Annotated in this window: 11 protein-coding genes and 1 riboswitch; of the genes, 2 read left to right on the forward strand and 9 right to left on the reverse strand. The window is 63.3% G+C overall.

The genetic code is table 11. The annotated features are described in order from the left end of the window. Nucleotides 1-12 precede the first annotated feature (12 nt). From Pan216_RS20010 to Pan216_RS20025, 4 genes are read right to left on the reverse strand one after another with little or no spacing between them, the layout of a single operon-like run. The gene (locus Pan216_RS20010) at nt 13-1,950 is read right to left on the reverse strand and encodes a VWA domain-containing protein (RefSeq protein ID WP_145260720.1); all 1,938 of its coding nucleotides are present in this window, start codon (nt 1,948-1,950) and stop codon (nt 13-15) included. Then, nucleotides 1,947-6,386, reverse strand: coding sequence for a cobaltochelatase subunit CobN (locus Pan216_RS20015; protein WP_145260722.1), 4,440 nt, complete (start codon nt 6,384-6,386; stop codon nt 1,947-1,949). The genes Pan216_RS20010 and Pan216_RS20015 overlap by 4 nt, the downstream gene beginning before the upstream one ends. 3 nt (nt 6,387-6,389) lie before the next feature. Then, nucleotides 6,390-6,587, reverse strand: a complete 198-nt coding sequence (locus Pan216_RS20020) for a hypothetical protein (RefSeq protein WP_145260724.1) — start codon at nt 6,585-6,587, stop codon at nt 6,390-6,392. Next, the gene (locus tag Pan216_RS20025) at nt 6,577-7,686 is read right to left on the reverse strand and encodes a DUF1559 family PulG-like putative transporter (protein ID WP_145260726.1); all 1,110 of its coding nucleotides are present in this window, start codon (nt 7,684-7,686) and stop codon (nt 6,577-6,579) included. The genes Pan216_RS20020 and Pan216_RS20025 overlap by 11 nt, the downstream gene beginning before the upstream one ends. 31 nt (nt 7,687-7,717) lie before the next feature. Next, nucleotides 7,718-7,911, reverse strand: a riboswitch (cobalamin riboswitch). A gap of 66 nt (nt 7,912-7,977) precedes the next feature. Between Pan216_RS20025 and Pan216_RS20030 the strand changes: the two genes are divergently transcribed. Beyond that, a complete protein-coding gene (locus Pan216_RS20030; protein WP_145260728.1) occupies nt 7,978-8,940 on the forward strand; it encodes an ABC transporter substrate-binding protein in 963 nt (320 codons plus the stop codon). Continuing rightward, nucleotides 8,937-9,950: a FecCD family ABC transporter permease gene (locus Pan216_RS20035; protein ID WP_145260729.1), complete on the forward strand. Its 1,014-nt coding sequence runs from the start codon at nt 8,937-8,939 to the stop codon at nt 9,948-9,950. The genes Pan216_RS20030 and Pan216_RS20035 overlap by 4 nt, the downstream gene beginning before the upstream one ends. Nucleotides 9,951-9,953: 3 nt before the next feature. Here Pan216_RS20035 and Pan216_RS20040 read toward each other — a convergent pair whose 3' ends face one another. The 5 genes from Pan216_RS20040 to Pan216_RS20060 all read right to left on the reverse strand — a co-directional run bounded on the left by Pan216_RS20040 (nt 9,954) and on the right by Pan216_RS20060 (nt 21,695). Further along, nucleotides 9,954-10,532, reverse strand: a complete 579-nt coding sequence (locus Pan216_RS20040) for a sugar O-acetyltransferase (protein ID WP_145260731.1) — start codon at nt 10,530-10,532, stop codon at nt 9,954-9,956. A 51-nt stretch (nt 10,533-10,583) separates the two neighbouring features. Further along, nucleotides 10,584-14,537, reverse strand: a complete 3,954-nt coding sequence (locus tag Pan216_RS20045) for a serine/threonine-protein kinase (RefSeq protein WP_145260733.1) — start codon at nt 14,535-14,537, stop codon at nt 10,584-10,586. A 532-nt stretch (nt 14,538-15,069) separates the two neighbouring features. Further along, nucleotides 15,070-16,383: a DUF1501 domain-containing protein gene (locus Pan216_RS20050; protein WP_145260734.1), complete on the reverse strand. Its 1,314-nt coding sequence runs from the start codon at nt 16,381-16,383 to the stop codon at nt 15,070-15,072. A gap of 171 nt (nt 16,384-16,554) precedes the next feature. Continuing rightward, entirely contained in the window at nt 16,555-20,226 is a 3,672-nt protein-coding gene (locus Pan216_RS20055) for a DUF1553 domain-containing protein (protein ID WP_145260736.1), read from the reverse strand. Nucleotides 20,227-20,270: 44 nt separating this feature from the next. Continuing rightward, complete coding sequence (locus Pan216_RS20060) at nt 20,271-21,695, reverse strand: DUF1501 domain-containing protein (protein WP_145260738.1); 1,425 nt, start codon at nt 21,693-21,695, stop codon at nt 20,271-20,273. Nucleotides 21,696-21,722: the final 27 nt, after the last annotated feature.

Genomic DNA, 21,722 nt, shown 5'->3' on the forward strand with positions numbered 1-21,722 from the left:
GCTTCTCCCTTCTCAGGTCGCGACCGGTGCAAGCTCGGTCAAGCGAGCGATTGGTTCGAGGTCGGCACCGAGCGTGCTCGCCAGTTCCTGAGTCCGTCCGAGCTTGACGAATCCTTCCTCGGTGTCATAAACACGTGCGACGCCGCCGATGCCCGCGAGTTGTTCGGCGAGCCGCTTGGCTTGCTCGAGCGACTGCCGCCAGGGATCACCCGCCGGGTCGCCGAGCGCGACGTTCGCCCGCCCATCACTGAGTACCAAGAGACTGGCGCTTCGCCCTCCTTCCCCGAGGTGCCGCTCGATCAGCGAAGACGCCTCGGCAAGCGCGTGGGCCAAGGGCGTTCGACCGCCGGTCGTCAGGGAGCGCATTTGCCGCTCCGCTTCTCGGGCATCGCGACAGGGAGCTAGCACGAGTTCCGCCTCGGTCCCTCGAAACGCGATCAGGGCCACCTCGTCGCGTGCCGTTCGGGTCTGATCGAGCAACGCGAGCACGGCTCCCTTGACGAGTTCCATCCGGCGACGAGCCCCCATCGATCCGGAGGCATCGACGACAAAGACGATCAATCGTTGGGTACGACGATCCCGCTCGCGGCTCTTCAGGTCCGATCGGTCGAGCTGGGGCAACCCGCTCTGAACGGCTCCACGCTCTAGCGCGTTCCGGACGCTCGCCTGGAGATCGAGTTCGCGCGGCTTCGGATCCGGCACGGAGCGAACCACCTCGCCTCGGCCGTGCTTCGGTTGGCGGTCACCGCGGGCATCCGCGGAGGCCGAGCGTACGGAAGCGACTGGCGGCACCTCCGGCAGCTTCGCGCTCGCCTGCCGAGGCGCGAAGACCTGCTCGCGCGGCGCCGTGGCGTTCGGCGTTGAGGATGACTCCGACGACGACTCGTCTCCCGGAGGCGGTGGGGGACTCGTTGGCGATCGCTCCCGGTCCGATGGTGGTTGCTCGTGATTCGGAGGAGGGTTCGAGGAAGAGGGGCGTCGGTTCGGCGGCTCGCGACGCCGATGCTCGAGCACCATCTCCTTGACCGCGTCGACATGGGCTTCCGTGACGCTCTCGTCGCCACTCCAGGCGGCGAACGCCTGCGCGGCGCGAAGCATGGTGATGTCGGCCCTCAACCCTTCGACGCCAGCTTCCGCACAGATCCCGGCGATCACCCCGAGGATCGCGTCATCGGTCGCGATGGCGGAACGTCGCTGCCTCGCCGTCACGATCCGATCGCGCAGGGCGTACTGCTCTTGCTCCCATTGCCGGCAGAATCCGACCGGATCGGCGTCGAACGCCAACCGGCGCCGAACGATTTCCGAGCGGGGGCCAGGTTCGCGCGGCGCGGCCACCTCGACGGTCAGCCCAAATCGGTCGAGCAATTGGGGCCGAAGACGGCCCTCGTCCGGGTTCATCGAACCGACCAGCACGAACCGAGACGCGTGGCTCGCGGTCACTCCATCACGCTCGATCGTCACCTGTCCACTCGCCGACGCATCGAGCAACGCGTCGACGAGGTGATCCGCCAGCAGGTTGACTTCATCGATGTAGAGCACGCCCCGATGGGCGCTGGCGAGCAGTCCCGGCTGCAACGCCCGTTCTCCCTTCTGCAGCACGCGGTCGAGATCGAGCGAACCGAGCAAACGGTCCTCGGTCGCCCCGATCGGAAGATGCACGAAGGGCGAGGCCATCTCGACGATCTCTTGCTCGCTCGCCCCCTGACAAGCCTCGCAGCAGTCCTGGGCATGTCCGGGCTCACAACGGAAGGGACAGCCAAGCATGGTTGTGATCGCCGGCGCCAGTTCGGTCAGGCCGCGAGCGGCGGTGCTCTTCGCGGTGCCCCGTTCGCCGACGATAAGGACACCACCAATCTCGGGCGAGACGAGATTGAGCAGCAGCGCGGTCCGAAGCCGATCCTGGCCCACCAGCGCGACGAAGGGATAGGTCCGCGGTCGCGTTGGACTCATCGCGAGACCTCCTCGGCTTGGGGAAGTCCCTCGCCGCGTTGCTCCAACCACGCCTCGCTTTCCATGAGTGTCGCCTTGAGCTTCTCCCTGGTTTCGGGCTTCGGCTCGCTCCAGAGATCACGCTGATCGGCCTCGAGGAGTCGTTCGGCCATCGCCCGTAGCGCCCAAGGATTGCTCCGTTCGAGAAAGGCTCGCACCTTTTCGTTGAAGACGTACTGTTGGGCGACCTCTTCGTACATCCAGTCGTCGACGACGTCGGCCGTCGCGTCGAAGCCAAAGAGGTAGTCGACGGTCGCGTTCAGTTCGAGGCCCCCCTTGTAGCCGTGCCGCTCGAGACTCTCGATCCACTTCGGATTGACGACTCGGGAGCGAAAGACGCGGAGGGCTTCCTGCTTGAGATCGCGAACGACGGGCCGCGAGGGGTCGGAGCTGTCGCCGAAGAAGTGCTTCGGCTTCTTGCCGGTCAGCGCCCGGATGGTGGCGATCATCCCTCCGTGAAACTGTAGGTAGTCGTCGCTGTCGAAGATGTCGTGCTCGCGGTTGTCTTGATTGTGCAGCGCCACTTGGACGGTCGCGAGCCGTTGCTTGAAGACCTCGCGGCGATCGACGCCCTGCTCTTCCCCCGTGTAAGCGTACCCACCCCAGTTGACGTAGGCCTCGGCGAAGTCGTCGCTCGACTGCCAGTTCTGCCGTTCGATCAGCGGCAAGATCCCCGCCCCATAGGCATTCGGCGGCGACCCGAAGATGCGGTAGCTGGCGTTCCGCTGCGCATCGTTCTCGCACTCCCCATCATCGCGAGCTTGTTCGTAGTCACGCAGGAAGTGCTTGCGGACGAAGTTCTGTTCGAGCGATTCGTCGAGCCGAGCGACGGTTTCGACCGCTTCGTCCAAGAGTTGAATCAGGTGCGGAAAGGCGTCGCGGAAGAAACCGCTGATGCGCACCAACACGTCGATCCGTGGTCGACCGAGTTCCTCCAACGGGATCACCTCGATCCCGAGAAGCCGACGATTCTGAGCTTGCCATTGCGGGCGAACGCCTAGCAACGCGAGGACCTGGGCGACATCGTCCCCGCCGGTGCGCATCGCGCTGGTCCCCCACATGCTGATTCCGACCGTCTCGGGATAATCGCCATCGTTCTCTTCCGACGCCTCGCGGCGGTAGCGTTTGAGCATCTCGTCCGCGAGAGCTTGTCCGACACTCCACGCGGCAGGCGACGGCACCGCGCGTGGATCGACGGCGAAGAAGTTGCGTCCGGTCGGTAGGACGTGAGCCATCCCCCGCGTCGGAGCTCCACTTGGACCTGGCGGGATGAAACGTCCTTCCAAACCACGGAGCAGGTAGTCGATCTCATCCGACGTCCGGTGAAGGCGCGCGATCAAGTCTCGACAGATGAACCGAAGAGCCTCTTCCACCCCAGCGACCTCGCCCGCCGCCAGCTCTTCGGCGACGATCCGCTCGACCGACGATTCCTCGAAGTCCTCCTCGATCAGTCGGTAGAGCAGCGTCTGGCAGCGTGCGTCGATCGCTTCGATAACATCCGCCGCGGAGTAGAGTTGTCGCTCCATCGTCCGTTCCAGGATTTCGGGGATATCCGCGAGGCGACGACCGGGATGCTCCTCGAGTTCGCGAAGCGAGAGGCCAAGCGATTGGGCCAACGCGAGACGCAGGCTCGGCGCCTCGAGGTTGGGTAGACGCATCAACGCGTGCAGCAGCCCGACGAGTTGATCGCCTTGCGGCAGGACTCCCAGGATGTGCAAGCCGTCGCGGATCTGAGCCCCGGCCAGTTCGCAGAGATAGCCGTCGAGATCCTCGATCAGATGGGCGACGTCACGCCCTTGCATCGAGGCGAGCGAGATGGGCGTCCCGTCGGGGGTGAAGCCCTCGTCCCACTCGTGCTTGTGGTCGCCGTGATCCTGGACCATGACGAACTTGAGGTCTTCCTCGAGATTCGCTTCGCGAACGAGCGTCCAGATCTGTTGCTGCAAAAGAGGGAGCTTCGACGGGTCGAGCATTTCGACCTGATAGTACTCGTCGACGAGTTGGGCGAGACGTTCGAGCCTACCGTAGTGACCACCCTGCGTCATCGGCGGCGTCAAGTGATCGACGATCGCCGCGTGGGCGCGCCGCTTCGCTTGGGAACCTTCACCCGGATCGTTGATGATGAAGGGATAGAAGAGAGGCATCTCGGCGAGCAACTGATCGGGCGCGCACGCCGAGGAAAGTCCGACGCCCTTGCCGGGAAGCCACTCGAGTGTCCCATGTTTGCCGAGATGGATGATCGCGTCCGCCCGCCAGAGATCCCGAAGCCAACGATAGAAGGCGACATAGTGATGCGTCGGCGGCAGGTCGGGTTGATGATAGATCGCGGTCGGATCCATGCCGTAGCCACGTGGCGGCTGCGGCGCGATTAGTATATTCCCCAACTCCAGGCCGGCGAAGCACAGATCATCCGCGTCGAGACCGAACGCTCCCGGCGGCTCTCCCCACCGCCCGCTCACCTCGGATCTCAATTCCTCGGGCAACTCGTCGAACCAAGTGCGATAGATCTCCCACGGGACTCTGCCCACCGTTCGTGCCGGATCGAACGACGCCCAATCGTCATCGTAGGTCCCGCGATCGACAATCTCGTGAAAGAGGCGATCACTGTCATTGGGGTACGAGTCGACCTGGTAACCATGCCGGGAGAGAGCGTCCAAGAGCGAGACCAGCGAGGCCGGCGTGTCGAGGCCAACCGCGCCACCAAGGCGGGCATTGCGGCCCGGCGCGTTGGTCAGGACGATCGCGATGCGCTTCTCGGCGTTGGGCAAGTGCCGCAAGCGAGCGTGTCGCGCCGCCAGGCCCGCGACCCGATCAATGCGGTCCCTTCGCGGTTCGTAATACAACGCTTCCAAACGGTTCGCGGCGAAGGAGTCGGCCGTCTCTATCAAGCATGCCTCTTCCGTGCAGCCCTCGCAGGTGGCCGGACGTTCGTCCGGGAACTGTTCCTTGAAGGAGATGGGGACAGTGATGAGCCGACCGTCGTATTCGGGTAGGGCGACATTCATCGCGACGTCGAGCGGCACCAGTCCGCGCGGGCTGGCCTCCCACTGCCAATGGGACTGCCCGGCACAGATCGCTTGCAGGACGGGAACGTCGAGTCGTTCAAAGAGCGAGGGCGCCTCGGGGTCTGTCGCCAACGCGTCGCGACGTTCGGCCATCGCGAAGGAGAGCGTCGAGACGAGTGCGTCGAGCCTGAACCGGCCCGCTTCATCACCGAAGAGCGCCGTCGACTCGGGGTTAGGATCGGCCGCGAGAGCCCGGAGCGAACTGGTGAAGATGGGCAGCACGTTGACACCCGCGTGTTCGAGGCCAGCCACCAGATCATCGACAAAGGCCAAGTTCCCACTCATCCAATGGGCGCGGTAAAAAAGCAGGCCCACGGTGGGACGACGCTCGTCGGCGCGTTCCGCCCAGCGGGAGAAGGTCGTCACCCCATCGAGTCGCGGATGATAGATGCCGTGGGGCGGCTCGGGTCGAGGGCCCTCGTAGCCGTAGGTGGTCAACGTGAGACGATCGGCGAGGTAGCGGAAGCAATGCTCGAGGTTACTCGTCCCTCCTTCCGAGAGGTAGGCGGCGGCCTCGTGGAGCAACTCGGGAGCGACGGAAGATGCCGCCGCGAACTCCGGCTCGGGAGCGCCGACCCCACTGATGAGCAGAAGGTCGCGTCCGGTCTCCTTGATCTCCTCCACCAAGTCCGCCAAGCCAGCCGTTCCCGCGATGCTGCCATGCAAGCGAGCGATGACGGTGGCGCATGCCGACAGGTGAGGGCGGATCGCGGCGCGCAGTCCCGAGGCGCTCCTCCCGGAGGAGCCCGCCAGACGGGTCAGGCCGACCGCGCGAACATCGGGAAACCCCTCGGGCAATCGTGTCATGACTTGGCGAAGCGTCAGCAGATCGGTCTCGGCGTGACTCAGGTAGAGGATGCCGCGCGCCGCGGGGGCACGGGGCGGGATCGGTAGGAGGACGTCCGGCCCATCTTGCAGACGGGCGGCGGTATCGGCCCAGGCGTAGTAGTCGAAGAGCAAGTCCGCCAACTCGGGAGGCGGCGCCACCGGTTCCTCCGCCTCGAGCAACATCTCGACAAAGTCGAAGACTTTGACGATCTGTTCGCGGCGATTGATCGACTGGAGCCAAATCGGGTTGCCGTCGATGGTAAGCAACACGACATTCGCCATCGGGCAAGGCCCCAAGCAGCCACTCATGGTGAGTTGGATCTGCGGACGGAGCCGGCGACGCTTGTACTCCTCCTTGTAGAAGTCGATGGGAACCTCCGCGAAGTTGCGATCGGTCCGACCGCAACAACATCCCTTGGCACAAACCTCGATGTGGCCGCGCTTGGGCAACAAGTAGATTTGCTTGCCATCCGCACGAGTCAGACGCGCACGTTCGACCTTCAACGGCTACTCCTTCTCGGACGTTCGCTTGCCGGCTTGCTCCACCGCGGCCTCCTGGGCTCGGGCACGATCGGCGCGTCGCGGATCGTCCTCGGCGGCCGGAGAACGCCCCGGAGGCTGATGCGACCAGCAACCGGCAAAGAGACCGGTTCCCAGCGCCACCATCCAGGACCGACGATCACGGCGCGTTGTCTCAAAACTCATGATTTGTCTCTCCACCGGCGATGGTCGAAAGGGCGACATAGACATCGAGATCGATGCTGTCGACGAGCGACTGAACGCTCCCATCCGCCATCACGAACTGAACGGTCGGACCGTGGCCGGCATGAAAGTTCGGAAAGTTGCGGGCCGCCGATCCGCTGTAGGTCGGGTAGGCACAGTCATTGGGCGGATAGGGATTGCCCTGGAAGTCGACGGTCACCGCGACGATGCCGCCAACGACGGCACTGCCATCGGTCTGGATGTGGGTATTGGTGTAGGCGGCGTGGAGAAAGTTCTCGTAGTGCGCTGGCCGATAGAGCGTGCCGGCGGGATTGGTGTAGCCGTTGTCGAGCCGCTCGCAGACACGGCTCCCTCCCCAACCCCTGGCCCAACGTTGATTGGCGCCGTCACCACCCCACGATTCCCCCGCTAGGAAGGTCATGCCGAGCCCATCCTCGACTTGCGCCGCGCGGGTGTTTCCCTGAAGGGGGCTCGGACCGAGCAAATGTCGAGACCCAATTGACTCGTTGCGTCGAGCGTTGGGCCAGAAGAAACCGCCGCCGTTAAAGAGATAGTCGGTGATGGCCCCATGGCTCGATCGCCACCTGACTCCGTCGGCATCGGGACCAAAGAGAAAGGCAACCTCGGCCCCTCGGCGATTGGAGGGACAGACGAAGATCGGCAACGGCGTGTCGAACGCCTCCTGATTCTCCACCCGCGACCAACCGTGATTGCAGCCAAAAGCGCACGACCGGGAGACCTCGAAGTTGATGCGGTCGTAGGCCGCTTGGGCATCGAGGAAAGGCATCAGGGCGGCGTAGCCGGTGAAGTTGAAGCTGAAACTCGAGTTGCCACCCCCGAGAGCGGCGGCTGGAAAAACCCCGTGCGTTTCCAGATATTGATGAACGGCGATCCCAAGTTGCTTGAGATTGCTCCGACACTGCATACGCCGGGCGGCTTCGCGGGCTTGGATGACGGCGGGCAGCAAGAGTGCGACCAGGATGCCGAGAATGGCGAGGGCAACAAGTAATTCGATCAGTGAGAACGCCCAGCGGGTGGACGCCGCGCGCAAGCGCAGCGGACGAACGCGGATCGATGACATCCCTTCCTCCACGACTGGGTACCGCAGTCTGACTCAATCCAAGCGGCAGGCAGGTCTTCCGGCTTTCGGCTCGAGCGGTCGCTTTCGGCCTTCCCACTCGCACGCGAGCAGTGGCTCATTGGAAAGCGCCCTCGCCGATCACGGCGGCGGCCCCGCGACGGATTCACACCGTCTTCCCTTTTCAGGTCCACGCTCATCCCCACGGGATACCGATCAGAATCGATCGGCGTTGAGACGCGAACACACCTTTCCGCGGAACGCTCAGTCTATCGAGTCAGGGACGGACCGACCATGCGCGGTTTGACAACGCCCCTGCTGACGATCCTTCTGCCGCTGGGCCTTTCGGGCATCTCTCTCCCACTGATCGAGGCTCTAACGACGGTGCCTCGGGAGCCGAGTGCGCCCCCAACCCGCATCGTGGCGCTCACCCTCGGAACCGCCGAACTGATCGCCGACCTGGTGCCCACGAACCGGATTCAGGCTGTCTCCTACCTCGCGACGAAGGAGGGAGTCTCGAATGTCGCCTCGCTCCTCGCGGGCGTACCGAGCATTCGTGGCGTGAACACCGAGGAGTTGCTCAAGCGCCATCCCGATCTGATCCTGGCATCGCGCTACACCGAGCCGGCGGCCATCTCGCAACTGCGGCGCTGCGGCTTGCCCGTGCTCCGTTTCACCGACCATGAGAGCTTTCGCCAGATTGAGCGGAATGTCCGTCAACTCGGCCGCACCATCGAGGCCCAGGAGCAGGCCAAGCGGATCGTCGACTGGATGCGAGACACGCTGCGAGCGGTCCGCGAAGCGGTGGCGGGCAAGGATCAATCGGCCGAACGGGTCCTCTTCTTCAACGGGCACTTCACGGCCGGTCAGGAGACATTGACCGATGCCCAGATCGACCTCGCCGGCGGGATCAATCTCGCGTCGCTCGCCGGGATCGAGGGCTACGCGCCGATCAGCGACGAGTTGGTCGTCGCTCTCGATCCGACGGTGATCGTGCTCACGGTGTCGCTCCGCTCGAAAGGCGACTTCGCCGACCCACGAGGGGCCATCCTCGCGAAGAGCGCCTGGCGAAACGTGACCGCGATCCGGGAAGGGCGAGTCCACCTGCTACCCAACGAACATCTTTCGACGCGGTCGCCGTACGCGGTGCTCGCCGTGGTCGATCTCGCCAAGGTGCTTCATCCGGAAGTGGCCGAGAGCATCGACGTCGCCCCCCACCCGTCGCGTCCTTCCTCCAGCACGCGAGGGAGCCGGTGAGTCGCGCATGGCGTCTCGGTATGTTGGGCGCGCTCGTCGCCGGATTGGCGTTCCTCTCGTGCGCCGTCGGTCGGGCGACGATCAGCGTGGAGAGCATCAGCGCGATCGTGATTCACGCGCTGACCAGATGGAACGTCGGTTCGTGGGAGCCTTGGCAAGCGACCATCGTGTGGGAGATCCGCCTGCCGCGGACGGTGATCGCGATCCTGGTGGGCGGAGGATTGGGGCTCGCCGGGGCGGTGATGCAGGGGCTCTTCCGCAACCCGCTGGCCGATCCAGGCTTGCTCGGCGTCTCCAGTGGCGGAGCCTTTGGAGCCGTGCTCGCGGTCTACACGGGGTTGGCGGCCTACTTCGCCCTCGCGGTGCCGATCCTGGCCCTTTGCTTCGCCATCGCCACCGGACTTACCGTCTACGTCGTCGCGACGATGCGGGGGCATCCGTCGACCGCGACGCTGCTGCTCGCGGGGATCGCGATGACGGCGATCGCTTCGGCGGGGACGGCGGCACTCTTGTCCTTCTCTCTTTCGCGATGGGATGTCGCCCGAGAAATGATCGCGTGGCTTCTGGGGGGACTCAACGGTCGATCGTGGACCGACGTGGTACTCGTGGGACCACTGGTCGTGGGCGGCTACCTCTATCTCCACTGCTTCGCCAACGACCTCGATGCCCTCGCCGGGGGTGAAGAGGTCGCCAGCTCCCTTGGCATCGACGTGCCGATCGTGAGGCGGAACCTACTCATGGTCGCTTCCGCGGTCACCGCGGCGACGGTGGCGGTCAGCGGCGTCCTCGCCTTCGTCGGGTTGATCGTTCCTCACATCATCCGACTTCTCTTCGGGCCCGCCCATCGTTGGCTCCTCCCAGGGAGTTTTCTCGGCGGCGCGGCGCTGTTGCTGATCGCCGATCTGATCGCCCGAACCGTCACCTCCGGCGAGTTGCGGCTCGGGATCTTGACCTCGCTACTGGGGGGACCGTTCTTCTTTCTTCTCCTGCTCCGCCGAGCGACGGACTGAAGATCAAGTTGAGTCTCCCGTTCGCGGCTCGTCGATGTTGCGAACGACTCGGCAAGGATTCCCGACGGCGAGCACCCCCTCCGGTAGATCGCGGGTGACCACGCTTCCCGCTCCGACGACGGTTCGCGATCCAATCGTGACGCCCGGACAGATGATCGCCCCGCCACCGATCCAGACGTCCGAACCGATCGTGACGGGCTCGCCGAACTCCAGGGTCCGGCGACGTTCGGCCTCCAGGGGATGGCTCGCGGTGTAGATCTGCACGGCCGGTCCGAAGAGCGTGAAGTCTCCGACGCGGACCTCGCACACGTCGAGCACCACGCAGTTGACGTTGAAGTAGACCCGCTCGCCCAAGTAGATATTGCTGCCGTAGTCACAGTGGAAACGAGGTTCGATCAATGCCGTGGCGCCGCCGGCTCCAAGCAATTCGCTGAGCACGCGACGTCGGATCTCTTCGTCTCCCGGTCGGGATGCGTTGAGATCGAAGCAGAGGTCGCCGGCTCGATGTCGCGCGTCGACGAGTTCAGGGTCAAACGCGTCGTAGAGTTCGCCCGCCAACATCTTTTCTCTTTCCGATCGCATGATCTCGCCTTCTCCATCGTCGATGGCCCCGGGTTGGAGCGATGAACGTGGTCACCCTTCAACGTCGTCCGCGGAACATGCGGGGGCGATCATGAAGGCGAATCGATCGGGCCGAACGATCGACTCGCCTCGCATCCACGCATCGGCCTCGTCGACGAGGTGTTGACCCGCGTCTCCTCCGCGGAGTTCGCCGACGCGTCGTTTCATCACGTGGGCGTGTAGGTCCATCGAGCGACTCTCGAAGAGCTCTCGTGCTCGTTCGTACGCGTCAATGGCGACCTCCCGATCGCCACGGAGACTCGCGCATCCCGCCTGTAGGGCCGACGCCATCGCATCGGTCACGAGATTTCTTTCTCCCACGAGCCGCTTGGCACTTCGCTCGACACGCTTCAGACGCGAGAATCGCCCGTCGACGACGGTGCGAGCAAGATCGCTTCGGCCAAGCGAATCGTTGACCCAGAATCGAACCAGAAAGACCAGCCCACTCAGGAGAGCGAAGATTCGGTACCAGTGGCGGCGAATGAGCGCGGCGGCAAGATCTCCCCGTCGCATGTAGAGGTACGTTTCCGCTCGCGCCAGGTATAGGGGAGGTCCAAGTTGACCGGACGCAAGTTCGTGAAGTTGCGAGTTCGCTTCGATCATCGCCAAGCTATCCAGTGACGCGTCGGCATCGTCGTTGCACAAGTACACTGCGTTCCCGAAGAGGGTCCGAACCTGGCGAGCGGTGTAGGGATCGTCCCGGCTGTGCTCATAGCGGCCGCGTCCCTCGACAAGCTCACGAAGTTCCCTGAGCCTACCAAGGTAGTACAGGGAGTAGTTGAGAATCACCGAGTCGTCCGAACGGACCATCGCCAACCACGAGGCTCCCTGATTGCGGGGATGAAGGTACTCGCCCATGCGATACGCGTTCTCCCAATGGCCCGTGAAGACGTAGTAGTTCCGGGCGATCAGTCGAGCGAGGGTCGCGACATCCTGGTCGGGGACTGCATCCGCGACACCCAAGACACGCTCCACTTGTTTGTCGCAAAGAGAGGTCACCGACGATGACGCAAGGCGAATGCTGTCGAGCATTGCGATGGAAGTCGTCGCGACCAGCGCGAACGGCGAGTAGGGCTTCTCCAGGAGTGCCGTGATCAACCGATGGGCGACGGTGTGCGAATAGGTGATCTCGGCGACGGTGATGACGAACCATCCGGTGAAGACGGCTCGCTGCCGATCGGTCGCGGGAGCGAAACTCGGCTCTCCCTCACTTTCATCGATCCACTGACAGAACGCCGCCGCGCGACGCGATGCGCGACGTTTGTGAAAGAAGGATGTGAGCAAACCTCCGACCATCGTTCTCGGCAAGGCGTACCCATGACTCCGCAGCGACAACGAGGCGTGCCGGATGGCCTGCTTACTCTCTCCCGCCAGCACGAACTGCAACGCCGCGAGATCCGCGTAGTCACTCGTCCGAGCCTCGCCGTGTTTGCCCATGAGCTCGACGTAGGAATGCGCCGACTCGAGCGCTCGCCCGGCGTTGGCCGCGCACTCCGCGTGAGCCTCGAGCAGTGTCGCGGGCGTAGAAGCGGGATCCGGGGCTAGCTCGATCGCGAGTCTGAAGTGATCGGCCGCACTGGCGAACGCGAGGGCATCGCGAGCCTTGACACCGCTTCGCTCCGCGTAGCGCGCGGCTTTGACGGAGTCGTCCGCTCGGTAGTAGTGCCGAAGCAGTCGCACCGGATCGGCATGACTCGACGCTTCAATTGCCTTGGCAAGAGCCAGATGCCGCCGCGTCAGATGGCTCTTCGGCAACTTGGCCTCGATCGTCTCGCGAATCTTGTCGTGGTAGGGCATGGCGAACGACGTCGCCGCGTGCCCTGTCGACGAGACCAACGAGGACTTGCGAAGTTGAGCGATCGAGTCCTGCCAATCGACCAGATGCGCGGAGGCATCGCGAAGTTCCCGAAGAAGAACGGGCTGTCCCGCGACGGCAATCAGTTCGAGCAAATAGCGCGACGACGCGGGCAAGCGCCCCATGGCATGGGAAAGGCATGAGTCCAAACTGGTGGCCACCTCCTCGTTACCCCTGCCGGCCTCGTTGGCGAGCAGGGTCAAGAGATAGGGATGACCGCCCGACGCCTTCACCATCTCATCGACCACCGTGGAGACCTCGCGGTCGGAGAGGCGGTTCGCCAACAGTTGTCGCGAGTCCTCAATGCCGAGTTCCGTCAACGTTAACTGCGTCAGCGACACGCGCGACTCGCGAACCTCCGCGCATAGCTCATCGAAGCGTTCGCCGTCCGGCCGGGAACAGAGGACGATTAGGACAGGATCGTCAAGATCATCGAGCAGATGGTGGAGGAGTTCGAGACTGTCATGGTCGGCCCACTGCACATCGTCGATGTAGATCACCAGCGGGGATGCCGAAAGTCGCGAGATCACGTCGCGAAACTCTCGATAGGCAATCAAGCGTGCTTCGACCGGTGGCGGCTCTTCGAAACCGGCCGTGTCGCCCCCCGAGCCATGAGAGCTCTGGAAAACGGGGAAGACCCTCGTGAGAAAGCGGTGCTCTGGGGGCGAGTTGTCCTTTCTGGCGTCCAGGCGGGCGGCCATTTGCGACGCGATCGCGTCCCAGGCCTTGTGGGGCTGGTCCTCGGTCTCGTAGCATCGCCCGCGAAGGATCACCGGATCGTCGGCGCCGTCGAGGCTCCGAAGGAAATGGTCGACGAGAGCGGTCTTGCCAATGCCCGAGGTTCCGGTGATCGCGATTAGAGCGGATCGTCCGTCTCGCATCTCCGCGTAGGCGGCGCGAAGCGAGTCCAGTTCCCGCTCACGTCCAATCAACAGAGAAGGTCTCGTCGCAGGATAGCTAGTCTCTCGAGCCGCCCCCAATTGCTCCAGCAACCACGGCAGGGTCGGTCTTTCCGCCGGATCGAACTGTAGCAGCGACCTCGTCATCGTCGCGAGGATGCGCCGAGATTCGGAAACTCCCTCGTGCATTTCGAGCTCGCCCATCGCCGGATCCGCGAACTTGCCGAACCCCTGACGCTGGGCAGGCACTCCCGTGATGACCTCGTGAAGCATGACGCCAACAGCGTAGAGATCGCTTTCGGGAGTCGGAGGACGACACCGGAGCAGTTCCGGGGCCATATAGGCAATGGTTCCGGCGAAGCGGTCCAGCTTGATCTCCTCACTTGTGGAGGTGGCCAGGCCGAAGTCGAGCAAGACGGGTCGCCCTCGATCGTCGACCAACACATTCGACGGCTTGAGGTCCCGATGGACGATCCCGGCGGCATGGAGGTGGCTGAGCCCCGAGAGCAAGCCCGCGAGCAGTCGCGTCAGACGTGCCCACCCATCCTCGTCGACCAGTCGCTCGCCCGGAGGAGCGTCACCGCGGACGAACTCCCGGAAGCTCTTTCCGGAAACGAACTCCATCGTCAACAGGTCGATATCACCCGATCGGATCAGTTCGTAGTAGGTGACCAAGTTTGGATGGCTGATCGAGGCGAGAATGCGGAATTCCGAACGAAGTCGTTCCGACAGCAGTGACGAGTCGTTGCCCACCACTTTCACGGCGACGTCCTGGCTCCAGAGTCGATCCTCGGCCAAATAGACCGTTCCCATCGACCCGGCCCCAAGTCGACGGCGTACAAGGAATCGTTCATCGGCCAGGGAAACGAGATCCTCCCGGCTGGTGCTCCGTCGTGACGATGGCAACTCGGAGGAATACCGTTTGAGATCGCCAAGCGCCGAATGCATCTCGAATTGCTTGGCAAGTTCACCGCGATAGGCCTCGAACCGTTCGAGATACTCCGAGGGACTTGGCCGATCCCCCCGGTCCTCCCGGAGGACGAAGTCTGCGTAAATCAAGTCGACCGCATCGGCCGAGCGGCCCGCCAATCGCGGATACCGTCGCAGAAGAGCTTCCAGGCAATACTCAGGCCGTCCTTCGATCCCTTCGTGCAACTGCTCCATCAAGATCGAAAGTGAGGGGGTCGACCAGTCGGCGTCGTGGCTGCTCATCGCGTCACGTCACCCTTCGAACTCATCGCGATCATCCCAAGGTCCACCACGGCTGAACGTCCTCCACTCCTCCCACGGAACAACCGACGTGGTGGCTGACAGCCCGTTGATCTATTCGCTGCCGGCTCCGAACGGCCCTCTTGGCTCGTTCTCGCCTTGGCCCGTTCGAATCAACGGACTGCCAAGCGCGGTCGCGATCGCTTGCGCAAGCCGCACGCGACACACCAGGCCACCACACAAATGATCATCAAATACAACAGATTATTCAACTCCAGCAACGGTTACATTCAAGACGGGGTGGTGATCCCGTCAACGGCAAGCGCGACGAGACTCTGGTCGTTCGGTATTGAGAGTAGTCCAAGGGTGAGCCAGGGAGGGCTCAGCGTTCAACGAAAGAAGCCACCTTCCGAGAACTCGGAAGGTGGCCGTGAAGTGGAGGTGGCGAACTTGACCAACACGGATTCCCTTGGTTACTGTCCCGTCCCCACCGCCGAATCGGCCTTCAAACGGTCGCGGGAGGAAGGGGCTCGCGTCACGAGAACAGCTTGGCGATCGGTTTGCCCATGTCGGTGATCGGCACCGGACGGTCGCCATCGTAGAGGTTCTTCGAATAGTCGACGCCGACGGTCGCGCAGATGGTGGCGAAGAAATCGGGAACGCTGACGGGATCGGAAACGATCTTCTTTGAAATTTCGTCCGTCTCGCCCCACGCGCCACGGTGCGCAAGTCCGCCGCCGGCGAGCACACAGCTAAACGCCGTCCCTTGATGACCGCGTCCTCCGCCGCTATCGAATTCCGGCGGGCGACCGAACTCGGTGGTGATGACCACCAACGTCTTGTCCAAGAGATTCTTCTCTTGGAGATCCGCTAGGAGTGCCGCGACCGCGGTGTCCATCTCCTGAATCAACTTGTGTTGGTTGAGGATTCCCGCGTTGTGGACATCCCAACCGGCCCCGTTGAGGAAGTTCAGGTTGTGGGCGACTTCGATGAAACGCACGCCGCGTTCGATGAGTCGCCGACTGAGAAGGCAACGTTGGCCGAACTCGCCGCCATACTGATTGCGCAGTTCAGAGGGTTCGCGATCCAACTCGAACACCCGATTGAACTCCGGTCCACTCAGCTTCAAGCTTTGGGCGATCGCTTCGTCGTAGTCGAGCAGCCGCTGATCCTTCGTGGGATCGGCGCTTCGCTTGAGAGCGCCGAGGAGTTTCTCGCGGCGGGACTGCCGCCTTGGCGTGATCCCGTCGGGACGCGTCAACCCGGCTGGTCCCTGGCTGGTGTCGGTCAAGTAGAGATAGCCGTCCTTGGTGCCGAGAAAGCCCGGGCCGCGCGTCACGTTCGGATAGCCGATCAGCACGTAGGGCGGAGCGACGTCGCCCGCGGCGCCCCGTTCGTGCGCGATGATCGATCCTAGCGACGGATAGGTGATCGTGCCGCTGATCGGACGACCGGTGTGCATTCGGTTCGTCGCCGCGGCATGTTCGTCGATCATTTCGTGATGCACGCTGCGCACGGCCGTCACGCGGTCCATCAGCGGGGCGAGCTTGGACAGGTGTTCGCACAGCCGCACGCCGGGAACGGCCGTCTCGACCGAGTCGTAGTAGGATCCCGCGACCTTCTTTTTCGGATCGCCTTTCCTCTTGGGATCGAAGGTATCGATCTGTCCCATGCCGCCGCCGAGCCAAATGGAGATCACGTGCTCGGCCTTGCCTCGAACGATCTCACTCGGTTGGTTGCCGAAGCCGAGGCTTGGCAGGGCGAGTCCGCCGGCAAGCGCCGCGCCGGTCGCGAGGAACTCGCGCCGCGTGGGAGAAAGCTTGTTGGTCGACTTGGTGTCAGGATTCATGGCAACGCTCGTTTCTATGTTGATTGGACGAAGGGAAACCCACTCCACGATGTTAGGGCATCAATCCTTCCGACGATTCGGGTGCCACTGGCTGCTTGTCAGCCAGCGGTAAATGGACTGGCTGCTTGTCAGCCAGCGGTAAATGGACTGGCTGCTTGTCAGCCAGTGGGACTAGGGCATCCAGACGAACTCACGGTGATTGATCAAGCTCCAGACGGCGTCTTCGTAGGCCGAGCGCCAACTCGGCTGAAGTCGAGGATCGGCCGGAGGACCATCCTGAACACGACGTTCGATCTCGAGCTGGATCTCGTTCGCCTTGGACCTCAAGTGATTGAACCACGTCACTTGAGGAAGCTTGGGCGGCGGTTGAATCGACGCGATCTCGTCGGCGGGAACCAACCGCTCGTCGAACCCTTCCTTGAGGGAGGCCACGAAGACCTCTCGTTCGTCCGGCTTCGGCAAGCGGTTGAGGATACGCAGAAACAGCGTCTGCACCAGCGTCTCCGATGACTGGGCGTTGACGGCGAGTTCCGCCAATTCGCTCTGGTGCGAGGCGCGCGTCAGGGCGACCGAAAGCGTCCCATTGGCGAGCACTCCCGGCTGTAGCACGTTGGGATCGGCCTCGCGCTGGTGAATCGGCATCTGCCGAGCTCCGGTCCATCCGAACGCCTCGAGAACATCGACGACCGCGCGGGCCTTCGGCAACGACAGGCTGGGGCGATCGCGTTCGTTCTTCAAGTCACCAAACATCCACGCGCGTGTCGGGCGTCCAAGCGTCTGGCGGCTGCCCAAGGGACGACGACCATCGTGAACGAACGTGAGTTCCTCCGCGTCGATGGGATTGCCGGTGACTTCGTGGAGCGAGTCGACGATTTGCTCGGCCGAGAGCCGCCGGCGTTCGGGAGCGTTGAAAAACCGCATCTGCGCCGATGCCGCGAGGTTCTTCCCGTTCGCTTCGCGTTGATAGAGATCGGACGAGACGATCAATCGCACCAAGTGGCGAAAGTCGTAGTCGTGCGTGACCAATTCCTCGGCCAACCAACGGAGCAATTCGGGATGGCTCGCGGCGTTGCCTTCCCAGTCGTGCACCGGTTCGACGAGCCCCGCACCGATGAGCGCCTTCCAAACGCGGTTCACGATGACTCGCGAGAAGCGTTTGTTCCGCGGCGCGGTGATCAGGGCGGCGAGCCGCTCGCGCGTGTCCGAGGGTTTTCGCATCAGTCGGTCGATCTCTTTGTCGTCGGCAACCCCCGTCGCCGCCGCGAAAGGCCACTGGGGCGTCACCGGCTGATCGGGCTTGAGCGTCACTTGGATGAGCGACTCCCGCACCCTTTGGTTCTCGAAGAACGAAGCCGGGACCCGACTCGTCTTCGGCACCGTCACGGCGCGGCGGTTGAACATCGCGGCCAGCGAATAGAGATCCTCTTGGGTCGTGCTGTGGTACGGCGAATCGTGGCAGCGGGCACACTCCAACTCAATGCCCAGAAACGCCGACGCGACGATGTGTCCCTTGGCCGCCAGCGGCGCATCGTTCTCGCCGGCCAAGCCGAACCCGGCGCTGCCACCTTCCGCGGCGCCACCACGCATCATAATCAGCTCGGTCACCATGCGATCGAGCGACTTGTTGTCGCGGAGCGAATCGTACAGAAACCAGCGGAAGGGCCCCGTGCTGTTGAGCGACGCATTGAGCAGCGAGGGGTTCTCCGCGAGCAGATCGAGCCAGAAGCTCATCCAACGATCCGCGAAGCGATCGTCGTCGAGCAGGGTGTCGATGAGCCGGTCGCGCTTGTCGGAAGCGGTGTCGGCCAGAAAGGCTCGTGTCTGCTCCGCCGTTGGCGGAACGCCGACCAAATCGAGATAGATTCGTCTGACAAAGGCCTCGTCGCCAATGACCGGAGCGAGAGCGACCTCGGACTCCACGAGCGGCGGGGCGGGCCACGGAGCCCCCTTCGTCACCCACTCCTCCAAGAGCTTGATCTGATCCGCCGGCAGTCCCTCCTCTGTCGGTGGCATGTCACCGGCTTGAACGCGGACGATGAGTTCGCTGGCGTCGAGGTCACCCGGAACGACCGCGGGGACCTCGGAATCCCCCGCCTTGAGAGCGGCCTCACGCGAATCGAGCTTCAAGCCACCCTTGTCCTTCTCGCCATGACAGCGGAAGCATTGCTCGCGCAGAATCGGGAGAATCTCGCCGTGGAAGAACTTGGTCTCAGCCACGTCGGAACTCGTCGAGGCGGCGATCGCTTGCTCGATCTTCGAGGCGACAAGCGCGTCAATTTGGCTCTGTTTTGGTTCACTTTCGGCCGACATTGGTCTCTTTTGGGACCATTTCCGCGCGAGATCGTGCCGATTTCGCCAAAAACCGTCCTCAGAGGCCGCCAATTGGCGCCGTCGTTGATCGTCGAACGCGACCAGCTTCTTTTCGATCTCCTCCAGGGCAGGTTCGACGACCGAGTCGGTCAACGGCAACCGCGTCGAGCCCGAACCAAGCACGTCGTACGACTTCCCGTCGGGGGTCTGGAGCGCGACGCAGATTTCGCCCGTTTCGGTGCGATGGCTATTGCCTCCCACCACGAGCTCCAACACGACGCGGCAACGACGCGGCCCGCCACCTTCGGCGGGTTCGATCGTCACCTCACCGAACGTCTCTTGCTGGTTGTAGCCGTGGGCCCTCAGTCCAGGCAGCGGCGGCTCGGCGACCGGAATGATGGGCTCCTCGCCATCGGGCGGCCGCTTGGTCATCGGTTTCGTCCGAGCGACGAGTTGGCCGTCGACCCACAAGCGTCCCATCTCCCGAGCTCGCATCATGAAACGATGCTTTCCGGGCGAAAGCTCCACATCGCCGGCGATGCGTAGCAGCACCGGAGCACTCCACGCGGCTCGGATTCCCCACGAGTCGAACTGAAGCGGGATGCGAGGGAGCAGAAAGGAATCCAGCAGCACGCGGGCGGACTCTTTCGGCCACCGTTCTCCTTCGTTGAGCCAACGCTTGTGCGCGGGCAGGCCGGCACACAACTGCACCAAGACACGGCCCTCGGGAATGCTGGACAGTTCCGGCATGACTTCCGGCTGCGGTTTGAGCACCCGTGGCTTGCCGACGCGCTGGAAACGAGACGCCGCCTTTTTATCGTCGAACACATTGCGATGAATCGCGACCGCGTCGAGGAGCCCCTCGAAACCGTTGCCGATGCGAACCTCGTCGTCGTCGACCACCGGGGCTTCCTTGGTCGGACCGGCGTAGCTCCACGTTCCCGCCATCGGCTTGCCGTTGATCCAGCCGCGAATCGACTTGGGGTCGCCGAAGCGATACGACACCGCGATGTGGTGCCAACCCGTGTTGACCGGGAATCCCTTCTTCGTGTCCCAACGATGCCAGTGCTTGCCGTTGCTGGTCAGTTTGGTCGCGAACAGGAAGCTCAAGGTGGCCTCGCCGCCGGAACCGACGATTCGCAGGGCCCAGTTCTGATTGTCGCGGGCGAACTTAGGGGAACCCGTTCGCCCCTTGCCGATGATGTATCGCGGTTGGCCCTCGCGGATGCTCGTGGGATTCACCCACGCTTCGATCGTGATCGCATCGCCGTTGGTGAAGTCGAGGTCGCTATCTGGCCCGGTATCGGGAACGGAAAGGTAGGCCCCGGCATCCAGACGCACCGCGGTGTTGCTGGACGCCATGTTGGGAAACTCGGGTGGTCGCGGTCCGGCTTGATCTCTTTGGACATTGCCCCTCGGCGTAAGAGGCGTCGACTCCTCAGTACCAAAGTCCCAGCGAGCCACCGGGTCGGCCCCGGCGACGGAGGGAAGCAACAGAGCGGAGACAACAAAGAGAACATTGATCGCAGGCATAGGTTCCTCGGCAGGGTCTCGGAAAGGTGGGACGGAGTTCGGCTCTAGGTCGAAAGGATTCCCTCGAAGAAGTGACCTTCGTTCAGGTCGACGCGTTCGGGACGGCCCTTGTGCATGTAGACGACTTTGGTGTGGTCCATGCCGAGCAAGCCCAACACCGTGGCATGGATATCGTGGACGTGCAGCTTGTCCTCGACCGCGTAGAGACCGAGATCGTCGGTCGCCCCGATCGTCTGGCCCGCTTTCACGCCGCCGCCAGCCATCCACATCGTGAAACCCGTGGGGTTGTGATCGCGCCCAGTCCCCTTTTCACTCATGGGCGTGCGTCCGAATTCACCACCCCAGATCACAAGTGTCTCATCGAGTAGGCCGCGCTGCTTCAAGTCGGCGATCAGACCGGCGATCGGCTTGTCGACGCCTTTACATAGACGAGCATGGTTCGACTCGATGTTGCTGTGGCTGTCCCACTTGCTGCCGGCACCGGAATAGAGCTGGACAAAGCGGACGCCCCGTTCGACGAGACGACGGGCGAGCAGGCACTGACGTCCGTAGACTTCGGTCTCCTTCTGGTTGAGACCGTACATCTCCTTGATGTGCTGGGGCTCTTGAGCCAAGTCGATGGCTTCCGGCGCGTCGGCCTGCATTCGGGCGGCGAGTTCGTAGCTTTGGATGCGCGCATCGAGTTCGGTGTTGGATTGACGACCGTCGTAGTGCCGGGAGTTGAGGCGGTTGATAAAGTCGAGCTTGCGCTGCTGTCGGGTTGGTGTCACCCCCTTGGGATTGTTGAGATGACGTAGCGGCTCGGCACCCGTTTCGAACAGCACCCCTTGATGGCTCGAGGGCATGAACCCGGAGCCCCAGGCTCGTGCGCCGTTGACGACCATCGAGTTGCTGTCTTTCATCACGACGAAGGTCGGAAGGCTCTCCCTGGAATCTCCCAGCCCGTAGGAAACCCATGCGCCGAGCGATGGCCGGCCACCGAACACGGCCCCCGTGTTCATTTGACAGACGCCACCGGCATGGTTGATGCCGTCGGAGACACACGAGTGAACGACACACAGTTCGTCGGCGATGGCGTGATGGTGCGGCAACCAGTCGGAGACCCAAAGCCCACTCTCGCCACAGCGTTCCCACTTGCGCTTGCACTCGAGGATCGGCGAGTTGACCTCGCCCATCGCCGTGACCGGCCGGTCGAAACTCTCGGGTAGCGTCTCGCCGGCCAGCTTGTTGAGCATGGGCTTGTGGTCGAAGAGATCGAGATGGCTGGGGCCACCCTCCATGAACAACCAGATGATGTTCTTGGCCTTGCCGAGCCGGTCGGGAATCTTCTTGGCAACCGGATTCTCCGGCACGGCGGCGAACAGCGACTGACCACTCATCGCGGCGAACGCCAAGGCGCCGAAACCACCGCCGGCACTCGTGAGAAAGTCGCGGCGCGAGTGAGGATAGTCAATCCGATTGCACTTCATGGGATTCTCCCGTCGGTCGCGTGGACC

This window comes from Kolteria novifilia, from assembly GCA_007748055.1.
In the GTDB taxonomy this organism is placed as follows: domain Bacteria; phylum Planctomycetota; class Planctomycetia; order Kolteriales; family Kolteriaceae; genus Kolteria; species Kolteria novifilia.

What these genes read in the sequence shown, in the direction of transcription:
- Pan216_RS20010 (WP_145260720.1), bottom strand. Translation starts at nt 1,950, where the DNA reads ATGAGTCCAACGCGACCGCGGACCTATCCCTTCGTCGCGCTGGTGGGC.
- Pan216_RS20020 (WP_145260724.1), bottom strand. Translation starts at nt 6,587, where the DNA reads ATGAGTTTTGAGACAACGCGCCGTGATCGTCGGTCCTGGATGGTGGCG.
- Pan216_RS20025 (WP_145260726.1), bottom strand. Translation starts at nt 7,686, where the DNA reads ATGTCATCGATCCGCGTTCGTCCGCTGCGCTTGCGCGCGGCGTCCACC.
- Pan216_RS20030 (WP_145260728.1), top strand. Translation starts at nt 7,978, where the DNA reads ATGCGCGGTTTGACAACGCCCCTGCTGACGATCCTTCTGCCGCTGGGC.
- Pan216_RS20040 (WP_145260731.1), bottom strand. Translation starts at nt 10,532, where the DNA reads ATGCGATCGGAAAGAGAAAAGATGTTGGCGGGCGAACTCTACGACGCG.
- Pan216_RS20045 (WP_145260733.1), bottom strand. Translation starts at nt 14,537, where the DNA reads ATGAGCAGCCACGACGCCGACTGGTCGACCCCCTCACTTTCGATCTTG.
- Pan216_RS20050 (WP_145260734.1), bottom strand. Translation starts at nt 16,383, where the DNA reads ATGAATCCTGACACCAAGTCGACCAACAAGCTTTCTCCCACGCGGCGC.
- Pan216_RS20055 (WP_145260736.1), bottom strand. Translation starts at nt 20,226, where the DNA reads ATGCCTGCGATCAATGTTCTCTTTGTTGTCTCCGCTCTGTTGCTTCCC.
- Pan216_RS20060 (WP_145260738.1), bottom strand. Translation starts at nt 21,695, where the DNA reads ATGAAGTGCAATCGGATTGACTATCCTCACTCGCGCCGCGACTTTCTC.